Annotated in this window: 20 protein-coding genes and 1 tRNA gene; 4 read left to right on the forward strand and 17 right to left on the reverse strand. The window is 63.8% G+C overall.

Annotated features, from left to right (window positions below; genetic code table 11):
- Positions 1-224: 224 nt before the first annotated feature.
- The gene (locus J1M87_RS10840) at positions 225-1,211 is read left to right on the forward strand and encodes a hypothetical protein (protein ID WP_206489532.1); all 987 of its coding nucleotides are present in this window, start codon (positions 225-227) and stop codon (positions 1,209-1,211) included.
- Between the two features lie 213 nt (positions 1,212-1,424).
- On the opposite strand, the gene J1M87_RS10845 is transcribed toward J1M87_RS10840, so the two are convergent.
- From J1M87_RS10845 to J1M87_RS10855, 3 genes are all read right to left on the reverse strand, one after another.
- Entirely contained in the window at positions 1,425-3,260 is a 1,836-nt protein-coding gene (locus J1M87_RS10845) for an acyl-CoA dehydrogenase (protein ID WP_206489533.1), read from the reverse strand.
- 80 nt (positions 3,261-3,340) lie between these two features.
- Complete coding sequence (locus J1M87_RS10850) at positions 3,341-3,964, reverse strand: bifunctional 2-polyprenyl-6-hydroxyphenol methylase/3-demethylubiquinol 3-O-methyltransferase UbiG (RefSeq protein WP_206489534.1); 624 nt, start codon at positions 3,962-3,964, stop codon at positions 3,341-3,343.
- Positions 3,965-3,977: 13 nt separating this feature from the next.
- Positions 3,978-5,135: a DUF4185 domain-containing protein gene (locus J1M87_RS10855; RefSeq protein ID WP_206489535.1), complete on the reverse strand. Its 1,158-nt coding sequence runs from the start codon at positions 5,133-5,135 to the stop codon at positions 3,978-3,980.
- A 91-nt stretch (positions 5,136-5,226) separates the two neighbouring features.
- On the opposite strand from J1M87_RS10855, the gene J1M87_RS10860 reads away from it, so the two are divergent.
- On the forward strand, positions 5,227-5,661 hold the full coding sequence (locus J1M87_RS10860) for a MarR family winged helix-turn-helix transcriptional regulator (protein WP_206489536.1): 435 nt from the start codon (positions 5,227-5,229) through the stop codon (positions 5,659-5,661).
- 5 nt (positions 5,662-5,666) lie between these two features.
- On the opposite strand, the gene J1M87_RS10865 is transcribed toward J1M87_RS10860, so the two are convergent.
- The 5 genes from J1M87_RS10865 to J1M87_RS10885 form a co-directional block, all read right to left on the reverse strand.
- Positions 5,667-5,828 carry a hypothetical protein gene (locus J1M87_RS10865; RefSeq protein ID WP_206489537.1) on the reverse strand — a complete coding sequence of 54 codons (162 nt, stop codon included), beginning with the start codon at positions 5,826-5,828 and terminating at the stop codon, positions 5,667-5,669.
- 195 nt (positions 5,829-6,023) lie between these two features.
- Positions 6,024-6,674, reverse strand: coding sequence for a DUF2064 domain-containing protein (locus tag J1M87_RS10870; protein ID WP_206489538.1), 651 nt, complete (start codon positions 6,672-6,674; stop codon positions 6,024-6,026).
- Positions 6,671-7,324, reverse strand: a complete 654-nt coding sequence (locus tag J1M87_RS10875) for a glycosyltransferase family 2 protein (RefSeq protein WP_206489539.1) — start codon at positions 7,322-7,324, stop codon at positions 6,671-6,673. Before J1M87_RS10875 ends, J1M87_RS10870 begins: the two co-directional genes overlap by 4 nt.
- A complete protein-coding gene (locus J1M87_RS10880; protein ID WP_206489540.1) occupies positions 7,317-8,375 on the reverse strand; it encodes an NAD(P)-dependent oxidoreductase in 1,059 nt (352 codons plus the stop codon). Before J1M87_RS10880 ends, J1M87_RS10875 begins: the two co-directional genes overlap by 8 nt.
- Entirely contained in the window at positions 8,372-9,169 is a 798-nt protein-coding gene (locus J1M87_RS10885; protein WP_206489541.1) for an S-methyl-5'-thioadenosine phosphorylase, read from the reverse strand. Before J1M87_RS10885 ends, J1M87_RS10880 begins: the two co-directional genes overlap by 4 nt.
- A 33-nt stretch (positions 9,170-9,202) precedes the next feature.
- Between J1M87_RS10885 and J1M87_RS10890 the strand changes: the two genes are divergently transcribed.
- Positions 9,203-10,564 carry a hypothetical protein gene (locus J1M87_RS10890; protein ID WP_374222376.1) on the forward strand — a complete coding sequence of 454 codons (1,362 nt, stop codon included), beginning with the start codon at positions 9,203-9,205 and terminating at the stop codon, positions 10,562-10,564.
- Here J1M87_RS10890 and J1M87_RS10895 read toward each other — a convergent pair.
- The 5 genes from J1M87_RS10895 to J1M87_RS10915 all read right to left on the reverse strand — a co-directional run bounded on the left by J1M87_RS10895 (position 10,551) and on the right by J1M87_RS10915 (position 15,908).
- The gene (locus J1M87_RS10895) at positions 10,551-11,216 is read right to left on the reverse strand and encodes a methyltransferase domain-containing protein (protein ID WP_206489542.1); all 666 of its coding nucleotides are present in this window, start codon (positions 11,214-11,216) and stop codon (positions 10,551-10,553) included. The two genes, J1M87_RS10890 and J1M87_RS10895, sit on opposite strands and share 14 nt — an antisense overlap.
- A complete protein-coding gene (locus J1M87_RS10900) occupies positions 11,213-11,683 on the reverse strand; it encodes a hypothetical protein (protein ID WP_206489543.1) in 471 nt (156 codons plus the stop codon). Before J1M87_RS10900 ends, J1M87_RS10895 begins: the two co-directional genes overlap by 4 nt.
- Before the next feature lie 88 nt (positions 11,684-11,771).
- Positions 11,772-12,470 (reverse strand): hypothetical protein, encoded by a 699-nt coding sequence (locus tag J1M87_RS10905; protein ID WP_206489544.1) that lies wholly within the window; start codon positions 12,468-12,470, stop codon positions 11,772-11,774.
- 150 nt (positions 12,471-12,620) lie between these two features.
- Entirely contained in the window at positions 12,621-14,207 is a 1,587-nt protein-coding gene (locus J1M87_RS10910) for a GMC family oxidoreductase (RefSeq protein WP_206489658.1), read from the reverse strand.
- A 30-nt stretch (positions 14,208-14,237) separates the two neighbouring features.
- Entirely contained in the window at positions 14,238-15,908 is a 1,671-nt protein-coding gene (locus J1M87_RS10915) for an aldehyde dehydrogenase family protein (RefSeq protein ID WP_241256766.1), read from the reverse strand.
- Positions 15,909-16,148: 240 nt separating this feature from the next.
- Between J1M87_RS10915 and J1M87_RS10920 the strand changes: the two genes are divergently transcribed.
- Positions 16,149-17,336: a CdaR family transcriptional regulator gene (locus J1M87_RS10920; protein WP_206489546.1), complete on the forward strand. Its 1,188-nt coding sequence runs from the start codon at positions 16,149-16,151 to the stop codon at positions 17,334-17,336.
- Between the two features lie 3 nt (positions 17,337-17,339).
- On the opposite strand, the gene J1M87_RS10925 is transcribed toward J1M87_RS10920, so the two are convergent.
- The 4 genes from J1M87_RS10925 to J1M87_RS10940 all read right to left on the reverse strand — a co-directional run bounded on the left by J1M87_RS10925 (position 17,340) and on the right by J1M87_RS10940 (position 21,528).
- Positions 17,340-18,296, reverse strand: coding sequence for a triacylglycerol lipase (locus J1M87_RS10925; RefSeq protein WP_206489547.1), 957 nt, complete (start codon positions 18,294-18,296; stop codon positions 17,340-17,342).
- 181 nt (positions 18,297-18,477) lie between these two features.
- Positions 18,478-19,323, reverse strand: a complete 846-nt coding sequence (locus J1M87_RS10930; protein ID WP_241256641.1) for a glycoside hydrolase family 16 protein — start codon at positions 19,321-19,323, stop codon at positions 18,478-18,480.
- Positions 19,324-19,641: 318 nt separating this feature from the next.
- Positions 19,642-19,715 (reverse strand) — tRNA-Gly (locus J1M87_RS10935).
- A 31-nt stretch (positions 19,716-19,746) separates the two neighbouring features.
- Positions 19,747-21,528: an EAL domain-containing protein gene (locus J1M87_RS10940; RefSeq protein ID WP_206489660.1), complete on the reverse strand. Its 1,782-nt coding sequence runs from the start codon at positions 21,526-21,528 to the stop codon at positions 19,747-19,749.
- Between the last annotated feature and the right edge of the window lie 47 nt (positions 21,529-21,575).

Raw genomic sequence — 21,575 nt, forward strand, 5'->3', positions numbered from 1 at the left:
GCCCCACCTCGCGCAAACGCGCGCGCACTTGCCAAAAGCGCGCGGATTGGTGCCCGCACGAGGGGCGATTCTGCGCGCGTCTCGCAAACGCGCGCGCTTTTGCGGTGAGGCTGGCTCCCCGAGAACTGGTACATCCGTACCTGTATTCATCCACAGGGTCGAAACCGTCCACAGGCGACCGCATCTGCGTCGGAATCACGGTGCGCATAGCCGAGACTCGAAGAATGAAGGATGACCGAATGGTGCGACGCTCGGAAGCATTGGCAGCCGGGAACGCCGACCACGAGCTACGCGCGCTGTATCAACGCGGAGGCTGGGATCGATTTGTGAACGGTGTCTACGTGCCGTCGTCGAGGTTGGTCGAGCTCTCGGGGCAGGAGCGACATCGATTGCTGATCGACGCCATGCTGCCGATGATGGCTGACGGCAGCGTCATCAGTCATCGTTCGGCCGCGTTGCTGCACGGATTACCATTGCCCGCAACAGGATTCGACAAAGTCCACGTCACCCGGCACGGCCGTGGTGGAGGTCGAAAGAACGCATCGGCGATGGTGCACCGCGCGGCATGGGTGCCGACGGTGAAGGTCGACGGTATAGCCGTGACGTCGTTGGCTCGGACGGTGGTCGATCTTGCCCGAACCGAAACGCTCCTCACGGCGGTCATTGCCGGTGATGTGGCACTGAAGCGTTGTGATCCACAGGAACTCGACGGGGAAGTGCAGCGCGCCCGCGGGTGGAAGGGTATTGCCCGGGCTAGACGAGCTGTGGATCTGATGGACGGGCGCAGTGACAATGCCGGTGAATCACAGAGTCGGATCATTTTGTGCGAAGCCGGATTCGATGCCGAACCTCAAGTTGAGATCCTGGACGTCGATGGACGATTCGTTGCCCGCGTCGACTGGCTCGTCAACGGAGTGCTCGCCGCCGAGTTCGATGGCAAGGCAAAGTACACCGAGTATCTCCGGCCGGACGAGAGCCCAGGCGACGTGGTGTTTCGGGAGAAGCTACGAGAGGACGCCGTGCGCGAACTGGGCTATCCGGTGGTGCGCTGGACCTGGGCCGATCTGGCCCGTCCGGCGGAGTTGACGGCACGAATCCGTCGAGCGGTGGAGCGTGCCGCCTGCCTGCCTGCACCGCTGGGGAGCGTGCGAAGTACCTCGTGTCCGCCACAGCCGCGCGCGGATTTGTCAGGCGCGCGCGAAATAGTATGAGTATCGGTGAGAATATGCGCGCACCTGGCAAACGCGCGCGCATTTGCGCCCCAGCACGGGCCACCGCCCACCCTGCGCCCTGCACTGGTCGACGGCCCTCACCCCGCACCTGGCAAACGCGCGCGCATTTGCGCCCCAGCACGGGCGACCCAGCCCCCGAAACACGACAACGGCCGCACCTGCGATCAGGTGCGGCCGTTGCTGGTCAGGGAATCAGAATGCTGCTTCGTCCAGTTCCATGATGTCGTTGTCGATGTTGGTCAGGATCGCGCGGGTGGCGGTGAGCTGCGGCAGGATGTTCTTGGCGAAGAACGAGGCCACTGCGACCTTGCCCTCGTAGAATGCCTTGTCCTTGCCTTCTGCACCGTTGTCGAGTGCGGTGATCGCGATCTCGGACTGGCGCAACAACATCCAGCCGATGAGCAGGTCTCCGAAGCCCATCAGGAAGCGCACCGATGCCAAGCCGACCTTGTACAGCTCGGTGGGCTGATCCTGAGCGCCCATGAGGTGCTGGGTCATCGAGGTGACGATGGCCTGTACGTCCTCGAGTGCGGTGGCGAGCAGTGCCCGCTCGGCCTTGAGGCGACCGTTTCCTGCTTCGCTGTCGATGAACGACTTGATCTGTCCGGCAACGTGGGCCAGGGCTACGCCGCGATCGCGGGCGATCTTGCGGAAGAAGAAGTCCTGCGCCTGGATGGCGGTGGTGCCTTCGTAGAGCGAGTCGATCTTGGCGTCGCGGATGTACTGCTCGACGGGGTAGTCCTGCAGGAAGCCGGAGCCACCGAAGGTCTGGAGGGACTCGGCGAGTACCTGGTAGGCGATTTCCGAACCGACGCCCTTGACGATGGGCAGCAGGAGATCGTTGACGCGGTAGGCGATGTCTGCGTCGGCGTCCGAGACCTGCTTTGCGGTGATCGGGTCCTGGTGTGCGGCCGTGTACAGGTAGACCGCGCGGAGGCCTTCCGAGTACGCCTTCTGCATCATCAGACTGCGGCGCACGTCGGGGTGGTGGGTGATGGTGACGCGCGGTGCGGTCTTGTCCGTCATCTGCGTCAGGTCTGCGCCCTGGACGCGTTCCTTGGCGTACTCGAGTGCGTTGAGGTAACCGGTGGACAGGGTGCCGATTGCTTTGGTGCCGACCATCATTCGAGCGTGCTCGATGACGTCGAACATCTGCGCGATGCCCTTGTGGACCTCGCCGACGAGCCAACCCTTGGCGGGGACGCCGTGTCCACCGAAGGTGAGTTCACAGGTGGTGGAGGCCTTGAGGCCCATCTTGTGCTCGACGCCGGTCACGAATGCGCCGTTGCGCTCGCCCAGTTCGCCCTTCTCGAAGTCGAAGAGGATGGACGGTACGAAGAACAGGCTCAGACCCTTGGTGCCGGGGCCTGCGCCTTCGGGACGGGCGAGGACGAGGTGAAATATGTTCTCGAACAGGTCGTCCGAGACGGCCGAGGTGATGAAGCGCTTGACGCCTTCGATGTGCCAGGAGCCGTCGTCCTGCTTGATTGCTTTGGTGCGTCCTGCGCCGACGTCGGATCCGGCGTCGGGCTCGGTGAGGACCATCGTTGCGCCCCATTCGCGCTCGACGATGACCTTCGCCCATTCCTTCTGCTCATCGGTTCCGTTGTGGTACAGGATGTTTGCGAATCCGGGGCCTGCGGAGTACATGAACGCTGCCGGCTGTGAGCCGAGGAGCATCTCGTTCATTCCCCAGAGCAGGTTGCGGGGCACTGCGGTGCCGCCCACTTCCTCGTCGAGGCCGACGCGCCACCAGCCACCGTCGTAGAGAGCCCTGAACGACTTCTTGAAGGACTCGGGCAGCTTCACGCTGTGAGTCTCGGGATCGAAAACCGGCGGGTTGCGGTCTGCGTCGGCGAAGGACTCCGCCAGCGGGCCCTCGGCGAGGCGCACGATTTCGCGCAGCATGTCGCGGGCTACTTCGCCGTCCATGTCGCCGTAGTTGTCGCCCGCGAGTGTCTCGTCGAGGCCGAACAGTTCGAAGAGGTTGAACTCGAGATCCCGAAGGTTGCTCTTGTAATGGCCCATTGCTCGTTCGCTCTCCCAGTCGGTGGTGCGGTCTCGTGAGTACCGCCCAAGTTAGCTACTCGTCGGTAACTTGGGCGATATTACCCCCGATCCGCCTCGCTGCCAAGGCCAGGCCTACTCGCCAGTAGTAGCGCGTCGATGGCTGTGCCCTCGCTCACGTTTCGGTACCGATTCTCGGCGGTCAGGACGGTCAAGCGAGAGCCGATGTCCGACGCCAAATCCTCTGGGCTGTAGAGGATCTCGGCTTCCTGTGGACCGCCGACGCCTGCCTCGATGTTGTCCGTATGGTGCCCGAGAATCATGAGGATTCCTTCAGGTTTCAGCGCCGATACCGCGGCCGAAACTGCCCTGCGGCGCTCCTGCGGGGGAAGGTGGAGGTAGAACATGAGGACCAGGTCATAGTTCGGCTCGGTTGACAGGTTTGTCACATCGGCATGAATCCAGGTCAACCGCTCACGCACGGATGCGGGTGCCCTCGCGGCGACCCGACTGGCCGAGGTCAGTGCCACCGAGGAGAAATCGACGGCATCGACGATCCAGCCACGCGTCGCCAGCCAGATGGCGTTTCGGCCCTGTCCGGACGCGAGATCCAGTGCGCGACCACGATGCAATGTCGTCGCTGTCTCTACCAGCGTGGCGTTGGGGGCCTCGCCGTACACGAGTTCTCGGCCTTGGTATTTACGATCCCAGTCTGCAGCATCCACTGGGAAAGCCTAATCAGAGCGTCGCGTGCAGCAACAAGACGTTGTAGTTCTGGTAGACCGTTGCCAGGAAGTACAGATCGCGTCCGGTCGAGAACGGGTGGATATACGGGGCGTAGATCGAGCTGACCTCGCGGGTGTCGACCAGAACCTCGGGTGGGCTCCAGGGGCCGACCGGCGACGGTGAGCGGCGCAGCACGATCGAGTTGGCGTTGTCGGTGGTCATCATCAGGTATTGGCCGAGAGTGGCGTTGTAGGCGACCGAGAGTTCGCCGACCCCGTCGACGATGGGCGCGGCCGCAGCGGGATCGCCCTTCTTCCAGTCCTGGCCGGTCCAGTACTCGTATTCGCCGAGCCGGGTGATGTCCTGTTCCTTGACTCGCGCGATGTAGCCGAGGTTGAACCGGCCGGGCGGTGTGCCGTACTGGTAGACGTAGCCGCCGTCCTTCAGATAGGCGCTCTGCTGGAAATTGTGATCGCCGCCGACGTTGGGTCGCTGGGTATCGGGCAGCGGCGTCCAGTTCTCTCCGTTGTCGTTCGAGACCGCAAGTCCGGAGAAGTTGGTTTCCCAGGTCCCGGGCGGGCCCCAGTTCTTCACCGACATCAGGTTCAGGTACTGGCTGTCGCCGACGGCTACGCCTGCCGTCGGGATCCGACTGATCTCGACGAAGGGAATCTTGGGGCTGGTGACGACCTCTTTGGTCTGGCCGAGTGGATCGAGCACGACGCTGTCGAAGTTCATGCCGTCGGCGAGGTTGTGGTCGTTGCTGCGCACGATGGCATTGCTGCGCCAGGACCACAGGCTGCCCTGCAGCAGGTTCGGAATGCCGAGCCCGGCCGTGTCACCGAAGGCGGTCAACACCTCGCCGTGGCCGTTGTCCCACATGATGCCGAGGTCGGTGCCGAGCATGTTCACGTTCTGAGTGTTGTTGGGGCTCGACATGCCGGTCACCTGCGCGACGGCCTGAGCCGGGCCGTGCAGCTGCGGCAGTCCGAAGGTGCCGTTCAGGCCGGCAATGGGGTTGACCGCATTGGGGTTTGCGAGAGCATTGGGGCCTGTGACCAGCAGTGATGCTGCAAGAGTCAGGCTGGCAACGGTCAATACTTTGGAACCCACGCGATTCAAGACGTTCTCCCGATTTCGAATCCACACCCCAGCGATGGGCGATACCATACCAGCGGTTTGTTCTAGCGTGGATAAATTGAGTGAACCGCTGTTTTTGCCGAATCGGGCGAATGCACCTCGGTGTCGTAACCTGGAGTGCGTGACCGATACATCCGATTCCCGCCTGGCGAGGGATCTGTCCGTCAGTGCAATGCGGCTGACTCGGCGGCTGCGGTTGCATGATTCCAACGACAGGTTGCCCGTCGCGCAGTTGTCGATCTTGACGACATTGCTGCGCGAAGGGCCGATGACGACGGGGGAGCTGGCTGTACGGGAGCGGATCAAGCCACCATCGGTGTCGAGGTCCTCGCACGCGCTGGAGGAGGCGGGACTGATCTATCGGGTGGCTCACCCGACGGACGGCAGGCAGGTGGTACTGCAGCTGACCGATTCCGGCACGGCAGTAGCGCGAGACGAGGTCGCTGCCCGAGAAGTGGCGCTTGCCGAACAGTTGGAGGGGTTGACACCGCAGCAGCGCGAGGCGCTGGCCGCGGCGGCGAGGATCCTGACCGAGATCGTCGAGAACGCCGACTGAACCGGTCAGTTCTCGTGGTGAACCTCGTGATCGAGTGAGGCGATGTCCCAGTCCTGCGTGGATCCCAATTCCTCGGAATCTCCCCGGCGCGCGACGCGACCGAACACCGTGGCGACAACTGTCGCACACGCCATCCATGCGGTGACGCCGATCCACAACCCGGTCATGTCCCCTTTTCTAGCACCTGTATCTGTGAAATCGCCGTGAAACGGTGGTTTCGCTCTATTTCAATTCGATAAGGGTCGTGTGCGGTCCGGCAATTCGGACAGATCGAAGCCGGTTGTTCCACAACACTTGTGGAGGTTTCTTGGTGCGTAAGTGAAAGAAAGAACCGACCTCCCCGAACGGACCATCGGCCCCGGTTATTTTCGAATATTTTCGACGGCAATGCGAAAGCGGCTGGCCGGGTCGCACAGCTGCGATACGGCGGCGAGGTCCGATTCGTGATCGACGTCTTGCAGAACTGCGAGCATCGTCAGCGACGCTCCGGCGGCGGCGAGGGCGGCGTGGGTGTCGACGCCTGTCGACGGTGCCGACATCGGCACACCGAGCAGTGCCTGAGCCATGGACGGGTCGCGCAGGCCCAGCGCCCACCAGCCGCCGTCCTCGGCCGCTCCGAGCACATCGCTCTCGGTCAGTGCTGCGGCCGCGTCGCCGAGCATCCGCGAGGTCACCTGCGGGGTATCCATTCCGATCTGCAGCACGGCACCGGTGGTTGCCGCATCGTTATGCGCGTGGGCGAGCCGTTCGCCCAGTCCGTCGCCGCGTTGTGAAATGACCGTGAACGACGCCAGAGCCTGGGTCAGTTCCTCGGCGCGGGCCGCGTCCGCGAGGGTGCCGGTGAGGGCTACGACGCGGCGATCGACCTCGGTGGCGGCGACGGCATCGAGGGTGTCCAGTAGTGACGCCGCCGCCAGATCGGCTGCAGCGGCGTCTCCGATCGTTGCCGCGAGGCGAGTTTTGGCCAGACCGGGTACCGGAGCTTTGGCGACGACGAGCGCGGTGACGATCACGAGAGCACCTTCCAGAAGTCGCGTACGGCGACGATGGTGCCCTTGACCGAGCCCGAAACCTTGGACGTGCCTGCCGTTCTCGGTCGGTACTGCACGTCGTGTTCGACGACGGTCCAACCGGCTTCGGCTGCCAGCACGAGCAGTTGCAGCGGATAGCCCGAGCGGCGGTCGGTGACGTCGAGATCGAGTAGGGCCTGGCGTCGTACCGCGCGGATGGCTCCGAGGTCGTGCACCGGCAACTTGTATTTGGTCCGAAGCCGCAGTGACAGTACGGCATTGCCGATCTTGGCGTGTAACGGTGAGCTTCCCTTTGCCGGACGGCGGCGACCGACCGCCAGATCGGCACCGTTCAGCGCGGCCACCAGCGTCGGCAGGTCTTGGGGATCCATCGAGCCGTCGCCGTCCAGAACGCAGACGATATCGGTCTGCGCGGCGAGGACGCCCGCGTGTACGGCGGCCCCGTAGCCGGGCACGGTCTCGAAGACCACTGTTGCTCCGTGGGCTGTGGCGACGTCGGCGGTGGCATCGGTCGAGTTGTTGTCCACCACGATTGCCCGATAGCCCTGTGGTATCGAATCGAGCACTGCAGGAAGGGATTCAGCTTCGTTCATGCAGGGGATGACGACCGTCACCGATATTTGCTCAGACACGGGGCGGGCCCGTTCCCTCGGCGTCGCGCAAAGGTGCGTCGGCGAACGCGGTCAGACCCTCGCGGGGCATGATCTGCGCGCTGAATCCGAGGGTCTGTTCGGCCAACTGCGCACTGGCGACGATGTGCCGTACGTCGCCCGCTCGGTACTGTCCGGTGATCTCGGGTGCCGGCCCGCCGCGCGCCTCGGCGAGAACGGTGGCGACCTCGCCGATGGTGATCGGTTGGCCCGAGCACACGTTGAGTGCGGTGAAGCCGTCCAACTCGGCGGAGATGGAGGCGATGTTCGCCGCTGCGACGTCGTGCACGTGCACGAAATCGCGGGCCTGTTTGCCGTCCTCGTAGACCGTGGGGGCTCGCCCGAGTTCGAGAGACGACCGAAACATCGCTGCCACACCGGAATACGGGGTGTTGCGCGGCATGTTGGGGCCGTACACGTTGTGATAGCGCAGCGCGACCACCGAGCCGCCGGTGGCGATCGCCCAGGCAGAGGCGTAGTTTTCCTGCGCAAGCTTGCTTGCCGCGTAGGTGCTCCGAGGGTCGAGTCTCGAATCCTCCTCGACCAACTGCCAATCGAGCGGTTCTCCGGTATCGGGATCGACATTGTCGAACACCCCGGCGTCGAGGTCGGCGCGGGCGCGGGGGCCCGGAATCACGGTGTTGCCGGAGGAATCGACGTAACGCCCTTCGCCGTAGACCACCATCGACGAAGCGAGCACCAGTCGCGAGCAGCCTGCCTCGTACATCGCTGCGAGCAGCACCGCGGTCCCGTAATCGTTGTGGCTGGCGTAGGCGGGTGCATCTGCCGCGTCGACGCCTGCTCCGACGACCGCTGCCTGATGGCAGACGACATCGACTCCGCGCATCGCCTCGACGAGTGCGGCCTTGTCTCGCACATCGAGATCGATGATGCCGTCCGCGTGGGCACCGGAGCCGTGGGCCGATTCGAGCATCGCGTCGACGGCGACCACGTCGAGGTCGGCACCCCGTGCGGCGTCGAGTACATGGCCCCCGATGAATCCGGCTGCGCCGGTGAGCAGTATCCGTGTCATGGCAGCTCGATCGGCAATGTCGTTCCGGCGTGCACGCGGCACGTGGGGCAGTCGCCGTCGGGCGCATCGCGGACGGCCGATCGGACGAGGCTCTTGAGCGGTTCGATGTTCCTCTGGAACTCCGCGAACACGTCGACGGCTTTGACGCCCTGACCGGATTCGATGCCTGCGTCGAGGTCGGTCACCAGCGCTATCGGTGTGTAACAGAGTTCGAGTTCGCGAGCGAGAACGGCTTCGGGGTGACCGGTCATGTTCACCAGTGTCCAGCCCTGGCGGGCGAACCACTGGCTTTCTGCGCGGGTGGAGAATCGCGGACCTTCGACGACCACCATGACGCCACCGTCCTTCGCAGTGTCCTGGAGGGCGGCCGCGCGTAGGTGTGCGCAGTACGGGTCGGCGAATTCGACGTGAACTCCGCCCTTGTCGAAGTACGTCTGTGCCCGCCCGGACGTGCGGTCGACGAGCTGATCGGGAATGACGACTGTGCCCGGGCCGTACTCGGGCACCAGTGACCCGACAGCGCACGGGGCGAACACTCGGCTCACACCGAGCATCCGTAGTGCCCACATGTTCGCCCGGTACGGCAACGTGTGCGGGGAGTACTCGTGGGCGCGGCCGTGTCTGGGAAGAAACGCGACCTGCCTGCCCTCTACCTCGCCCAACGTGATCGGGGCGCTCGGGGCACCGTAGGGGGTGTCGAGCTCGATCTCCTCGGCGTCGTCGGCGAAGAACGAGTAGAAGCCACTACCGCCGATGACGGCTATTTCTGCCCGTCCGTGCACGTCCTTGTTCATCTGTTCATCCTCTATCACCGTCGGTCGATATGCTTGTTCTCAGTCGCGTCCGTCAGAATTCCGCAGGGAGAAAACACTATCCGTTACTGGAGAGAAGCCGTCGCCGGTACGCTGGCCGTCGCGCTCGTCGTCGTCGCGTTCATCGTGCCCTATGTGGGAAACGATCTGGTTACCCCCATCATCAACAGGACTCCGCAGCAGGTACGCGATTTCGCCGACGCAGCACCGCTGTTCGGTTTCCGCGAGATCCACTTCGGGTGGGGAACCCCGTTCGCCGTCCTGCTTGCCGTCGCCACCGTGCTGTGGGGTCCCACGGTGGCTCGACGCCTGTCGTGGACGCGGTTGCTGTTCGTCGTCTGGGGTGCGTCCGCGGCCTGGGCGATGTCGTTGGCGATGGTCGACGGGTGGAAACGAGGTTTCGTCGATCGGTTGGCCTCGACCGACGAGTACCTGCACGAGGTGCCGGGCATCACCGACATTCCCGCGACATTGCGTGGATTCTCCGAGCGCATCTTGGATTTTCAGGCCGATTCGTGGACCACGCACGTCTCGGGGCATCCGCCGGGGGCGCTGCTGACATTCGTCTGGCTCGACCGGCTTGGTCTGAGCGGTGGAGCGTGGGCTGCGACCCTTTGTGTGCTGGTCGGTACCAGTGCTGCGGTTGCGGTCGTCCTGACGTTGCGCGTGTTGGGCGACGAGGACATGGCAAGGCGTGCAGCGCCGTTCGTCGCCATTGCCCCGGCGGCGATCTGGATTGCGGTGTCGGCCGATGCGTTCTACGCCGGTGTCTCGGCGTGGGGGATCGCGCTGCTGGCCATTTCCACCAAGCGATACCTGTGGCCGGCGTCGATCGCGGCAGGCGTGCTCCTCGGGTTCGGAATCTATCTCAACTACGGGCTGGTGTTGATGGGCCTGCCTGCAGTTGCGGTTCTGGTGGCCGGCCGCAGGATCATGCCGTTCGTGGGCGCGGTGATCGGTGCGGCGATCGTGACCGCGATCTTCACCGCGTACGGATTCTGGTGGTTCGACGGCTACGAGTTGGTGCAAGAGCGCTACTACCAGGGCATCGCGAAGGATCGCCCGTTCGAGTACTGGGGTTGGGCGAACTTCGCCGCCTTGTTCTGTGCCGTTGGTGTCGCGGTGCCCGCGGCGTTTCCTCGGATCTTCACCCGCATCGAGCCGATCAACCTGCTGGTGATCGGCGGCCTCGCGGCAGTGGTGATGGCGGATCTGAGTCAGTTGAGCAAAGCAGAGACCGAGCGAATTTGGTTGCCGTTCGCGATGTGGATGCTCATCGCGCCCGCGGTGCTTCCGTTGCGGACGCATCGCTTCTGGTTGGCGTTGCAGGTGATCGCCGCGTTGGCGATCAATCATCTGCTCTTCACGAATTGGTGAGTGGCGCGGGCGTCATCTGGGCGAACCAGCGGCCGTCGATCGGTGCCACGTCGACCATTCGAAGGCCTGCGGCGCGGGCGAGATCGGCGGTGGCGTCGGCGCTGACGCTGGACCAGGCGAACCAGTCTCCGACCTTGGTATCGGTCTCCCAACGCACGGTGCGGTTGCGAATTCCGTAGTGGCTCGGGGCATCAACCTCGGCGATGACGGCACCGTGCGGTGCCAGCAGGTCGGCCGCTCGGCGCAGGAGACGTACGGGGTCTCCGCCGATGCCGATGTTTCCGTCGGCCAGTAGCACGCAGGACCAGTTACCGGTGTCGGGGAGGGTATCGAAAAGGTCTCTCAGGACGGCGTTTCCACCGCGACCGATGGTCAGGTCGACCGCAGCTTTGGAGGTGTCGACTCCGAGGGCCGATACTCCGCGGCGAGCGAGCGCTTCGGTCAGTCGGCCAGGTCCGCAGCCGAGATCGATGGTGGGGCCGGTGCATCGATTGATCATCGCCTGGTCGGCTCGCCTGTCCTCCGGAGTCGAGGCGGTGCCGCCCATCCAACGCGCGGTCGGCAGTTGCTGCCTGCTGCCGTCGGAATCGCCGATCCAGCAGGGCAATCCAGCTGCTGCGCGGTGAAAGAGTGTATCGGCGGTTACGCTCATGCTCGGCTCCGTACGAGGATCAATCGAATGAAGTAAGCGGCTGCGCTCACCGTGAACAGCGCGGTAGTCAACATCAGCCATCGGCCGAGGAAGGGCTCTTGCGTCGAACCGGTTGCGGCCCGGTACGACTCCGCGCCCTGCGAGAGTATCCCGGGAAAGAACATCAGAAACGTCAGTGCGGTTCCGAGTGCGGGAACGCGAACGAAGTTCACCGGTGAGACGGCCCACTGACGGCGCGGGATACCGGATATCACGCGGTCGGCAAGTGAATACAGGGGATAGAGCACGGCGTCGTGCAGAAGTACCGATCCGAGGAACCACACGATGATCGATTGCCACCACACGTCGCTGTTCCACAGCGTGCGCGGGCCCGCGATCGCCACGACGTAGCCGACCAACGCGAACGACAACAGCAGCCCGACCGCGTGTAGCGGGTGTCCGCCATAGATCTTGGTGAACGCTCTCATCCGAGGCTCCTGACCGTGCTCTGGAAACACCTGTGCGCGAGAGCCACCGCTTTCACGGTGACTCTCGCGCAGAGGGCTCAGGTAACTGTTACGCGGAGGTCTTGATGGTGATGGTCGCAACTCCGACGAGCAGTCCCGGTGTCACAGCATCGGTGTTGAACGTCTCGTTGAGCAGTCCGGCAGCGGTCTCCGAGATCTTGACCTCGGTGCCCTGCAGGATCGCGGTGTTGTCGGGTCCGGTCCGCAACGGCTGGAGGGTGCGTCCGTCGAGATCGAACAGCACTGCGCCGGTCGCGGCGGATTCGCCGTTGACCGAGACATCACCGGTCAGAACCGAAGTGCCGGGGTCGATGTCGAAGTTGGTCAGTTCGACAACGGTGTCACCCGCGGTGAGCGAAAGTCCGCTTCCCTCGTGCATGATCTCGCCCTGTACGTAGGGGTCGACGGTGCCGGGCTCCCAGTACTTGACGTTGCCGCCGGTGATCGGGAAGCTGATGGATCCGTCTGCGAGAGTTGCAGTTCCGACGACACCGGGGGTGAGGCCGAGGGTGGTCAGAGCTTCGAGGAATCCGGGATCGAGGGCAACCGAGGTGTCGATGCCGTTGCTGAGGTCGGATACCTCTGCTGCGGGCTCGGGGGTGCTCTCGGTGGTCTCCATCGCCGACGCGGCCGAGGAAGTGGCGTTGTCGACTGCCGTGGAGGCGTCGTCGCTGGAGCATGCAGCGAGCGGGACGATCGTCATTGCACCAATTGCGGTGGCGGCCAAAGCTTTACGAACTGTGAACATGTCGGTCAACCTTCCGTGCTCGTCTCTCGAGCGTTGTGGGTCATTCGGCGCTGCTTGCCGAGCGGATTGGTTCCGTCTCGAACCGCTCAAGGGAGCGTGCAGACCTGTTACCCGGCAAATCGGACTGTCAAACCGAATGGCCCACGGCGGTCACCGAAGAATCAGATCGGCTGCCCTTTCTCCGATGAGTACCGAGGGTGCGTGAGTATGGCCGCGGATGATGCTCGGCATGACCGACGCGTCGGCGACACGCAGGCGTTCGACGCCTCGCACTCGCAGTTCGGGGTCGACGACGCTGTTGGCGTCGCTGCCCATGCGTGCGGTGCCCACCGGGTGGTAGAGCGTGTGGGCGTTCTGTTCCAGTGCCTCGGTGAGCAGGTCTGCCGGGGAGATGTTCGACGGCACCCTGGGTCGGACGATGTCACCGAGCATTCCCTTCAGCGAGGGTGTCTCGGAGATCGCGACGCAGGCCCGCAGGCCTTCGAGCATGGCTTGGCGATCGGCACCGTCGGGGTCGCTGAGGTAGCGCGGTTGGACGACGGGCTTGGCCATGGGGTCGGCGGAGCGGAGGGTGATCTCGCCGCGGCTCTCGGGCTTGAGCAGTACCGCGCCGATGACGGCTGCGTGAGCGTCTGCGGCGATGAGTCCCTCGTCGAAGAATGGGGCCGGGCCGAAGATGAGTTCGACGTCGGGTAGGGCGAGGTCTTCGCGGCTCTTGATGAATCCGTAGGCCTCGGCGACGTTGGAGGTGAGCATGCCGCGTCGCCGGGTGAGGTAGTTCAGCAGCTCGGGAATCTTCTCGGCGTGGAAGAGGGAGTCCGATTCGGTCTTCCAGCCGATGAGTGCAGCGAGATGATCGAGGAGGTTCTGCCCGACGCCGGGCGCGTGGTGCTGGACGGTGATGCCGTGGGATCGGAGGTGTTCCTGGTCGCCTATGCCCGAGAGCATCATCAGTTGCGGGGTGTTGACCGCTCCTCCGGAGAGGATGACTTCCTTGTGTGCCCGCACGGTGTGGGTGGTTCCGCCGGAGGTGTATTCGACTCCCACGGCGGCCTTGCCCTCGAAGATCACCTTCGTCGCCTGTGCTTCGGTGAGGATGGTCAGGTTCTTCCGCTTCTTCGCCGGCCGCAGGTATGCGTCCGCGGTGCTCCATCGCGCTCCGCGCTTCTGATTGACCACGGTGCGGCTGAAGCCCTTCGGCTCGGGAAGGTTGGCCGTTTCCACCGGGTAGCCGGCCTCTTCGACTCCGGAGAGGAACGACGATGTCAGAGCTCGGGGGCTGCGCTGGTGGGAGACGACGAGCGGGCCGTCGGTTCCTGCATCGAGTTCGGTTGTGCCCTCGATGTTCTCGATCTTCCGGAAGTAGCCGACCACGTTCTCGAACGCCCACGAGTCGTCGGTCTGTGCGGCCCACTCGTCGTAGTCGGCGGCGAAACCTCGCACCCACATCATGGCATTCATCGATGAGGATCCGCCGAGCATCTTGCCGCGCGGCCAGTAGATGCTGCGATCGCGCAGTTCGGGTTGCGGCTCCGAGAGGTAGTCCCAATCCACCTCGCTACGAAAGAGTTTGGAGAATGCCGCCGGTATGTGGGCGAACTTGTTCTTGTCCTCAGGTCCCGCTTCGAGCAGGACCACCTCGTTTCGTGGATCGGCACTGAGGCGGTTGGCCACCACGGCTCCTGAGGAACCTGCACCGACCACGATGTAGTCGACGGTCTTGTTCGCTGTGCTCATCATGTCCCTTCGATCGCTCTCGAGTGGTGGTCAGCCGCGAATGGCAGAGGCGAAGATTGCGGGCAGTTTGGTCCAGGATGGTGCCCCTGCGAATGCGGTGAGCAGCTTGCCGGTAGAAGCTGCGGTTTTGTTCGTCACGAACCACGGGGGCTTGGGGGAGATGGACATCTCGCCGTTGATCAGGGAGCGCGAGAGGGGTCGGAACGGTCCGCGCACCACCGTCCGTTCGGCTCCGTCGATGAGCAATGCGTTGTGCACGATGCCGATACCGCTCTGCACATCGTCGATCGTGTGGCCAGGGTAGGCACCCCAGGTGGCGGCCGCGGTGAGGAAACCGAGTGCGGTCCAGGCGTTGACGGCGATGGTGCCGTAACGCAGCTCGGCGAGCATGGTGTCGAACTTACCTCCGAGCTCCTTGATGGTGCTCGGGGTGCCGATGATGTTGATGCCGAGCGTTCCCGCGAAGTCCTCGTTGGCGGTCTGAGTGGCCTTGGCGGCGAATTCGGCTCCGCTGTAAGGCAATTCGATAACTCCCATGACCGGTGCGAAGTACTCGGTTCGGAGCAGTGGTGCGTATTCGCCCGGGTTCAGATCAGTGATGAGCACGCGGCCGCCACCGTCGCCGAGTCGTTCGGCGGCCGGATAGTAGGCGGTGGCGTCGGACACGCGCTGGTCGCTGCCGGGATAGTAGGGAGTGCGTCCGGGTGCGCGGTCGAGTGCGGCGCGCAACGCGGCGATGAACTCGTCGCGCTGCTTCCACTCGGAGGACAGGACCACCACCTGCGAAGCGACACAGTTGTATCCGCTGTTGTGCAAGCGCTGGGTGGCGACGTGTTCGGCCTGGAACAGAATATCGGCGCGGCTCCACTGCCCGGGCAGCACGATCGTGGGCGAGACGCCACCGAGTTCGCTCGAGATCTCTTTGGTGAGAATCGGGTCGTTGGCAGCCTTGCGGGCGATGCCGTCGGCGCCCCGACCGAAGACGATGGCGTCGTGCGTGATGGAGCTACCGGTCATATGGACGTGGTCGACGCGATCGTGATTGACCAGGTACGTTCCCACGTCGGCTCCACCGCTCAGTAGCCGCAGTGCACCGATCTCGACGAGCGGTGCGAGCACTTTCTCGAAGACCGGCATCAGCGGGTCCATGATCGGGTTGAGCTTGAGTGCGACGACGCGGTTGAAGGCGATCAGTTCGTACAACGCATCCAGCGGTGCGATCGAGGTGATGTTTCCCGCTCCGAGCACTACCCCGATGCCTGCGGTTCGAGTGGGATCGAGCTGGGCGAGGCCTGCGGTGCGCTGTGCAGTTGCACCGTCGATGCCGGGCTCGAGCCACACTTCGGCGCTGAAGCCGCTCAGGAGCAGCCGCTCGAAGTTGTTGAGCGGCAATACCGACACGGTGGTGCGTCCACCGGGAGCGGTGCCGAACTTCGCGTCGGCGAGGGGGCTCTTCCCGGCCTCGAGGGCAGCGAGCGAGTGCGCGACGGTGGCGAGTCCGCCCAGGAAGGAGTACGGACCGGACAACCACTCTTCACCGACGAGGCTGGAGGACGGATCGAGTCCCTTGATCGAGATGGCCGCGTTCACCCATTCTTGCGCGTGCGTCGAGGTCAGTGCGTGCATGCGTTCGAGTAGGGCCCGGCGCTCGGCCAAGGAGAGCCGCCCCCAGGTCGTCTCGCCCTGAGCCAGGTCGGCCAGGGCGGCGTCTACCGACGCCGGGTCGAACTCGGTGTTCGTAGCGGGCTGTAGGCGTGGGGTGGCTTCGCTGGTCAACTTCTCGGCTCCACTCGTCGTTCGGGTACACGGCTAGAAGTGTGATTGTCGTCGCATTCGAGGGCGCGGGGCTATGGGCCGCTGCTCTCAATCGGGCGGGGTGATTTGTGCCGGTGCACAGTTTCGGTGTGGCGTGGCTAACATCGAGGCGGTTAGAGTTCAGGCATGACTGCTACCGAGTTCGAGCTGCATCCCTCACCGACCGATCTGGCGGCGGCGATGCTCGACGAGGTCGACGACCTGGCAACTGAGCTGGTGCGACGGATACTCGGGGCCGAGCACGCGTATCTCGAGTCGACTCTGCTCACCCCCGAGCAACTGCACGAGGCGTCGCGGAGCAATCTGGCGTCGATGTTGGGCAAGTTGTCCGGTCGCGCACCCATCCGGCTCGAGTCTGCACAGGCCGCCGGCCGACTCAAGGCCGAGCAGGGAGTGCCGCTGGCGGCCCTGCTTCATGCCTTTCGACTCGGTGGCAGGTTGGTGTGGGACGAGTTGATGGTGCGCTCGGACGGCCGTGCGAGCCACGCATTGCTCGATATGGCTGCCCAGGTGTGGGCTTTGGTCGACGTGTATTCGGACGAGGCCGCCGAGGCCTATCGCGAAAGTGCCGACGTGCGTGCCCGCGAAAGCGCCGAAGCCCGCGGACGGCTGATCCGCGTGCTCTTCGCCGATCACGCGGCGAACCCGACAGCGGCAGCGGACGCGCTACGGGCATTTCGTATTCCAGACCACGGATACTTCGCGGTGGTCTCGCAGGAGCCGCTGGCCACGGCAGCGTCGATCGACGGGCTGATTGCCCGGCTTCGCGCGGACGGCACCGAATCGGTGTGGGATGCAGAAGTGGACGGCAGTGTCGGGTTGATCTGCGCCGCAACCGAATCGGAGCTCGACTCCGCGCTGGATACTTTGAGTGAGTTGTGTCCGGGGCGAGTAGGGGTGAGCTCGATCTTTCGGTCGCCGTCGGGTATCGGCGATGCGGTGGGTCAGGCGCGGTTGGCGCGTCAGTGCAGTTCGCTCGATTCATCCCCCTCGATGCCGGTGCGATACGACTCTGTACCGGTGCCGCTGTTGTTGGTGCGCGACCCACAGTCCGGCCGCATCGCCTCTCGCCAGATACTCGGCGATCTGTTGACCTTGCCGCGGCCCGAGCGGCAGAGCCTCATGGCCACGCTGGACGCGTGGTTTTCCTGCGGCGGTTCTACCAAGGCGGCTGCCGAATCGTTGCACTACCACCGGAATACGGTGTTGTATCGGCTACGCCGAATCGCGGAGCTGACCGGACGCGATTTTCGCGATCCTGCGCAGGTTGCAGAGCTGTACGTGGGGCTCCGGGCGCACCAACTGCTGACCTGAGGGTCAATTGCTGGCGAGGACGACGTCGAGGATCCCTGCCCCGAGCGGCACCGGGACACAGTTCGGAGGACGCGCATTCGCAGGGTCGAGGGCGTTGAGGGCCAGGCGCAGTGCGGTGGGATCGTAGGTGAAGGTGAAGTGCGCGACCTCTGTGCGCGGACACACGTCTTGCACCACGATGTTGTGCGCGCCCGGGTCCCGAAGCAGCGCGTTGGTGTACGGCTGAATGACTTCGTCCACCTTGGTCGCGATGGATGTGTACTCGACGCCCGGCACGGTGTCGCCGCCCGCGTTGAGCCGCTCGAGAAAGTCCGATCCGGCCATCAGCTGTGCCAAACCGGTTCCGAATTCGCCTGCCACCAAGCCGGTTCCGCCGGGTACGGCCTGCACGAGTGGGGCCACTCCGTACATGGTGCCACCGTAGGTCGGCGACGCGATGCCCACCCAGCGATCCACCATGCGGTTTCCGCCGAGCCGGTTGACGAAGTATCGAGCGACGGCAGCGCCCTGTGAATATCCGACGACGTCGACGGCCGCGGCACCGGTCTCGTCGAGGATGGATCGGGTGATCGATTTCAGTTGTGCTGCACTGTCTTCGATTGCCCCGTAACCGTTGCTCGTCCCGTCCGGAGACGTTCCGTAGTTGATGGCGAACACGCAGAACCCGGCTGCTCGGAGTATCGGTGAGAATCCGGCCCAGTCGGAGTATGCGGTGGAGTCGGTGCCGTGCACCAGGACAACGGGGTTGGGTTGTGCGGCAGTGGGAGTGCAGCTCATGTCGTTGGATCCGGGAGGAGCGGCGTCACGGTTGGTTGCTGCGTAGCGGATGGCGTCCGCGTGATCGGGTTGCGTCGGGGCCGCGGCGATGGGCATCAGTGGTGAGGCGTGTGCCACCGGTGCGAACAGGGCAGGAGTAGCTGCGACAAGAAGGGCTATCAGACTCCACCGTGGTCTGCGCATGCGTCGACCATATTCCTGAAACTGTGAAATATCCCTGCATGGCATCGGTTCTATTGATAAAAGTCACAATCGTGGTTTTCGGGCTCAAACCGTGCCGAACGTAATGGCCGCAGCCACACATGCCGAGGGGCTCAGCCGGCGCGGCTGAGCCCCTCGGCATGTGTACTGGCCGACGTGCAGGTCAGAGCCGGCTCACACGCAACCAGTCGACACTCATCGTCTGTGGATACGGCGTGCTGTTCAGGGTCTTGCCGACCCAGTTGTTGCCTACGGCGACATTGAGCAGGATGTAATGCGGCCAGGCGCCCGAGAATGCCTTCCAATTCCCGCCTTTTGCCTCGTACTGCGCCTGAGTCAGGGAGTAACGCGCAATTCCGTCGACGAACCAGGTGATGCTCGTGGGCAACCAGTCGATTCGGTAGGTGTGGAACCCATTGCCGACCGGGCCCATTCCACCGCCGGTCTTGACATCTTGATTCGGATTCCATTTCGACGGACCGTGCAAATTGAATGACGGACCGTTCGTGCCCGGAATTTCGACTGCATCGATCTCGCCTTGGCTCGGCCACGAATATTCGCCGCCGGGCTGCAGGCCGAGGGTCCAGAATGCGGGTAACAGGCCCTGGGCGCTCGGCATTTTGATCGAGGCCTCGATGCGAACGGGTGGGCTCACCGACTGCTTGCCCATGCTGACCACGCGGGCGCTGGTGAAGTTGTACGGTGCCCTTTTGCGATCCGGTGGAGTTTCTCGGCGTGCGGTGATGTTCAGAGTTCCGTTGAACTGATTGGCATTGTTCCAAGAATTTGTATAGTACTGCTGCTCACCAGAACTCGCGCCCCAACGTCCGGTCTGGAACCCCCACTTCGAGGGGTCTGGGCCTCCGTAGCCGTTGAACTGGTCTTCCCACAGGAGTGTCCCGGCTTGGGTTCTCGGGGGTGCTGCGAGTGCGGGCGCTGCGGTGGCTGACGAAACGGCAACGGCCATCGTTGTCAGGGTGACCGCAATAATTGTCATCAAAGATCGCATGAGGGGGTTCCTGTCAGGTCATATGTCGTGTGAACAAATGTCGACAAATGTTTTGTAGCACGACAAAGAAGGCGACAGAAGTTTCTTCTCAAATGCAGGAATTCTTGCGAATACAATGAATGAATTTGTCTGCACTACTGGTCGGTAGCAAGGGTATCGACCGAAATTCGTCGGTGGTCGGTTTGTTTCAGGAGTGACCACAGTGACGGCAGGGTGTTCGTGATCCGGGCGTGGCGGACGCGGCGGCGCCGCAGAGGGGTGCCGGCAGAAGGATGCCGGTAGGGGATGTCAGGAGGGGCGACCCGCGTGGGCGGGCGGTGGAGCCGGTGACGGGAATCGAACCCGCCTCTCAACCTTGGGAAGGTCGCGTTCTACCAATGAACTACACCGGCGTGTGAAGCGGTGTTCAGATTAGCAGGGCGCTCAGATGTCGATGCGCACGCCGTGCAGTATCGCCAGGGCGGCGTCGGTTGATACTGGTTTGGAGAACAGGAATCCCTGTGCGCGGGTACAGCCCAGTTCGATGAGGGTCTGTCTGGCGCTCTGAGTTTCGACGCCTTCGGCGATGATGTTCAGTCCGAAGGCGTCGGCGAGGCCGATGATGGACTGGACGATGGCGAGGTCGCCGGTGGCTCCGTTGCCGAGTTCGGCGACGAAGGCGCGGTCGATCTTGAGTGCGTCGACGGGTAGTTCTTTCAGATGCGACAGTGAGCTGTATCCGGTGCCGAAGTCGTCGATGGCTACTTGCACGCCGAGTTCGCGAAGTTCGCGAAGCGTCACCCTGGTTCGCGAAAGATCTTGCACCACTGCTACTTCGGTGATCTCCAGGCACAGTCGTCGACCGGTTATCGAGAACTCTGTCAGTGCTCGAGCGACGGTGGCGACGAAGCCGTTGGTCACCAGTTGCACGGGCGAGATGTTGACGCGCATCGAGATGTCGAGTTCGGGTATTTCTCGTTGCCAGTCGGCGAGCGTGCGGCAGGCGCGGTCGAGGACCCAGCGGCCGAGCTCGCCTGCGAGGTTCGTCTCCTCGGCCACCGGGATGAATGCGGACGGGGGTAGGAGGCCGCGGGTGGGGTGCTGCCACCGAACCAGCGCTTCGACCGCGGTGACACGTCCGGAGACGAGGTCCACCTCGGGCTGGAAGTACAGCGTCAGCGAGTCGCCTGCGATGGCGTCGCGTAGGTGGATTTCGACGTCGTTGCGAAGTCTGGAATCGGCGTGCATCTCGTCGGTGAACAGGGCGATATCGTGGCCACCTGCGCGCTTGGCCACCAATGCCGCTTGATCGGCCTGCCGCAGAAGCAATTCCGCAGTGTGTCTGCCAGGTTCGCCGAAGGCGAGGCCGATGCTTGCGCTGCGGCTGATCCGTTCTACTCCGAGGGTGACGGGGGCGGTGATGGCGTCGGCGATCACTTCGGCGTGGTGTGTCGCGACGCGGGCCGAGCACGGCCCGGCGAGTACGACGACGAATTCGTCGCCGCTCAGTCGGGCGACGATGCCTGCCGTAGTGCCGACGAAGGTCCGTAACCGATCGGCGATGGTCTTCAGGAAACGGTCCCCGGCAGCGTGTCCGAGAAAGTCGTTGAGGGCTTTGAGGCGGTCGAGGTCGATATGCATCACGGCGACAGGGCCGGGCATGGACACGTCGAGTCGGTTGTGGATGTGTTGGGTGAGGGCAGTGCGGTTCGGTAGCTGGGTCAAATCGTCGTGCAGGGCAGCGAACCGCAGTTGTTCCTCGGCGATCACCCGTGACTGCAACTGTGAGAGCAGCGCCGCAATTGCTTTGAGGGCGTTGAGTTCTTCCTCGGACCAGCTTCGGTCGCCCACTTTGATCAAACCCAGGATTCCGGTGGTTCGGCCCGAGTGCAGCAGCGGCACCACCGACATCGACGTCGCGGACAGTCCCGAGCCCTGCTCGACGCGAAGGCGGTAACCTTCCTGTTCCGGGTTCGGCCGAAACACTGCCGGTTCGGTCAGTGTTTCGGCCAGTTTGAACACCGAGTCGGCGTCTTCGAACTTGACCACGGCCAACGGGTCCGGATCCGGCACGCTCAATCGAGGTGGCCATTCTGCGGTCAGCAGAGTGGCCCTGGCTTCGAAGTCGTTGTGTCGGAGGAAGCTGAAGTCGATGCCGAGGTGGTCGACGAGTTGACGCAGCACGGATTCGTAGGCCTCGCGCACCGTCGCCGCATCGACTCCCATGAGATCGGTTGCGACGCCGGTGACGAGGACCTCGAGCGTCCGTGTGT

Origin of the sequence: Rhodococcus sp. KRD162, assembly GCF_017168335.1 — a bacterium.
GTDB lineage: Bacteria > Actinomycetota > Actinomycetes > Mycobacteriales > Mycobacteriaceae > Rhodococcoides.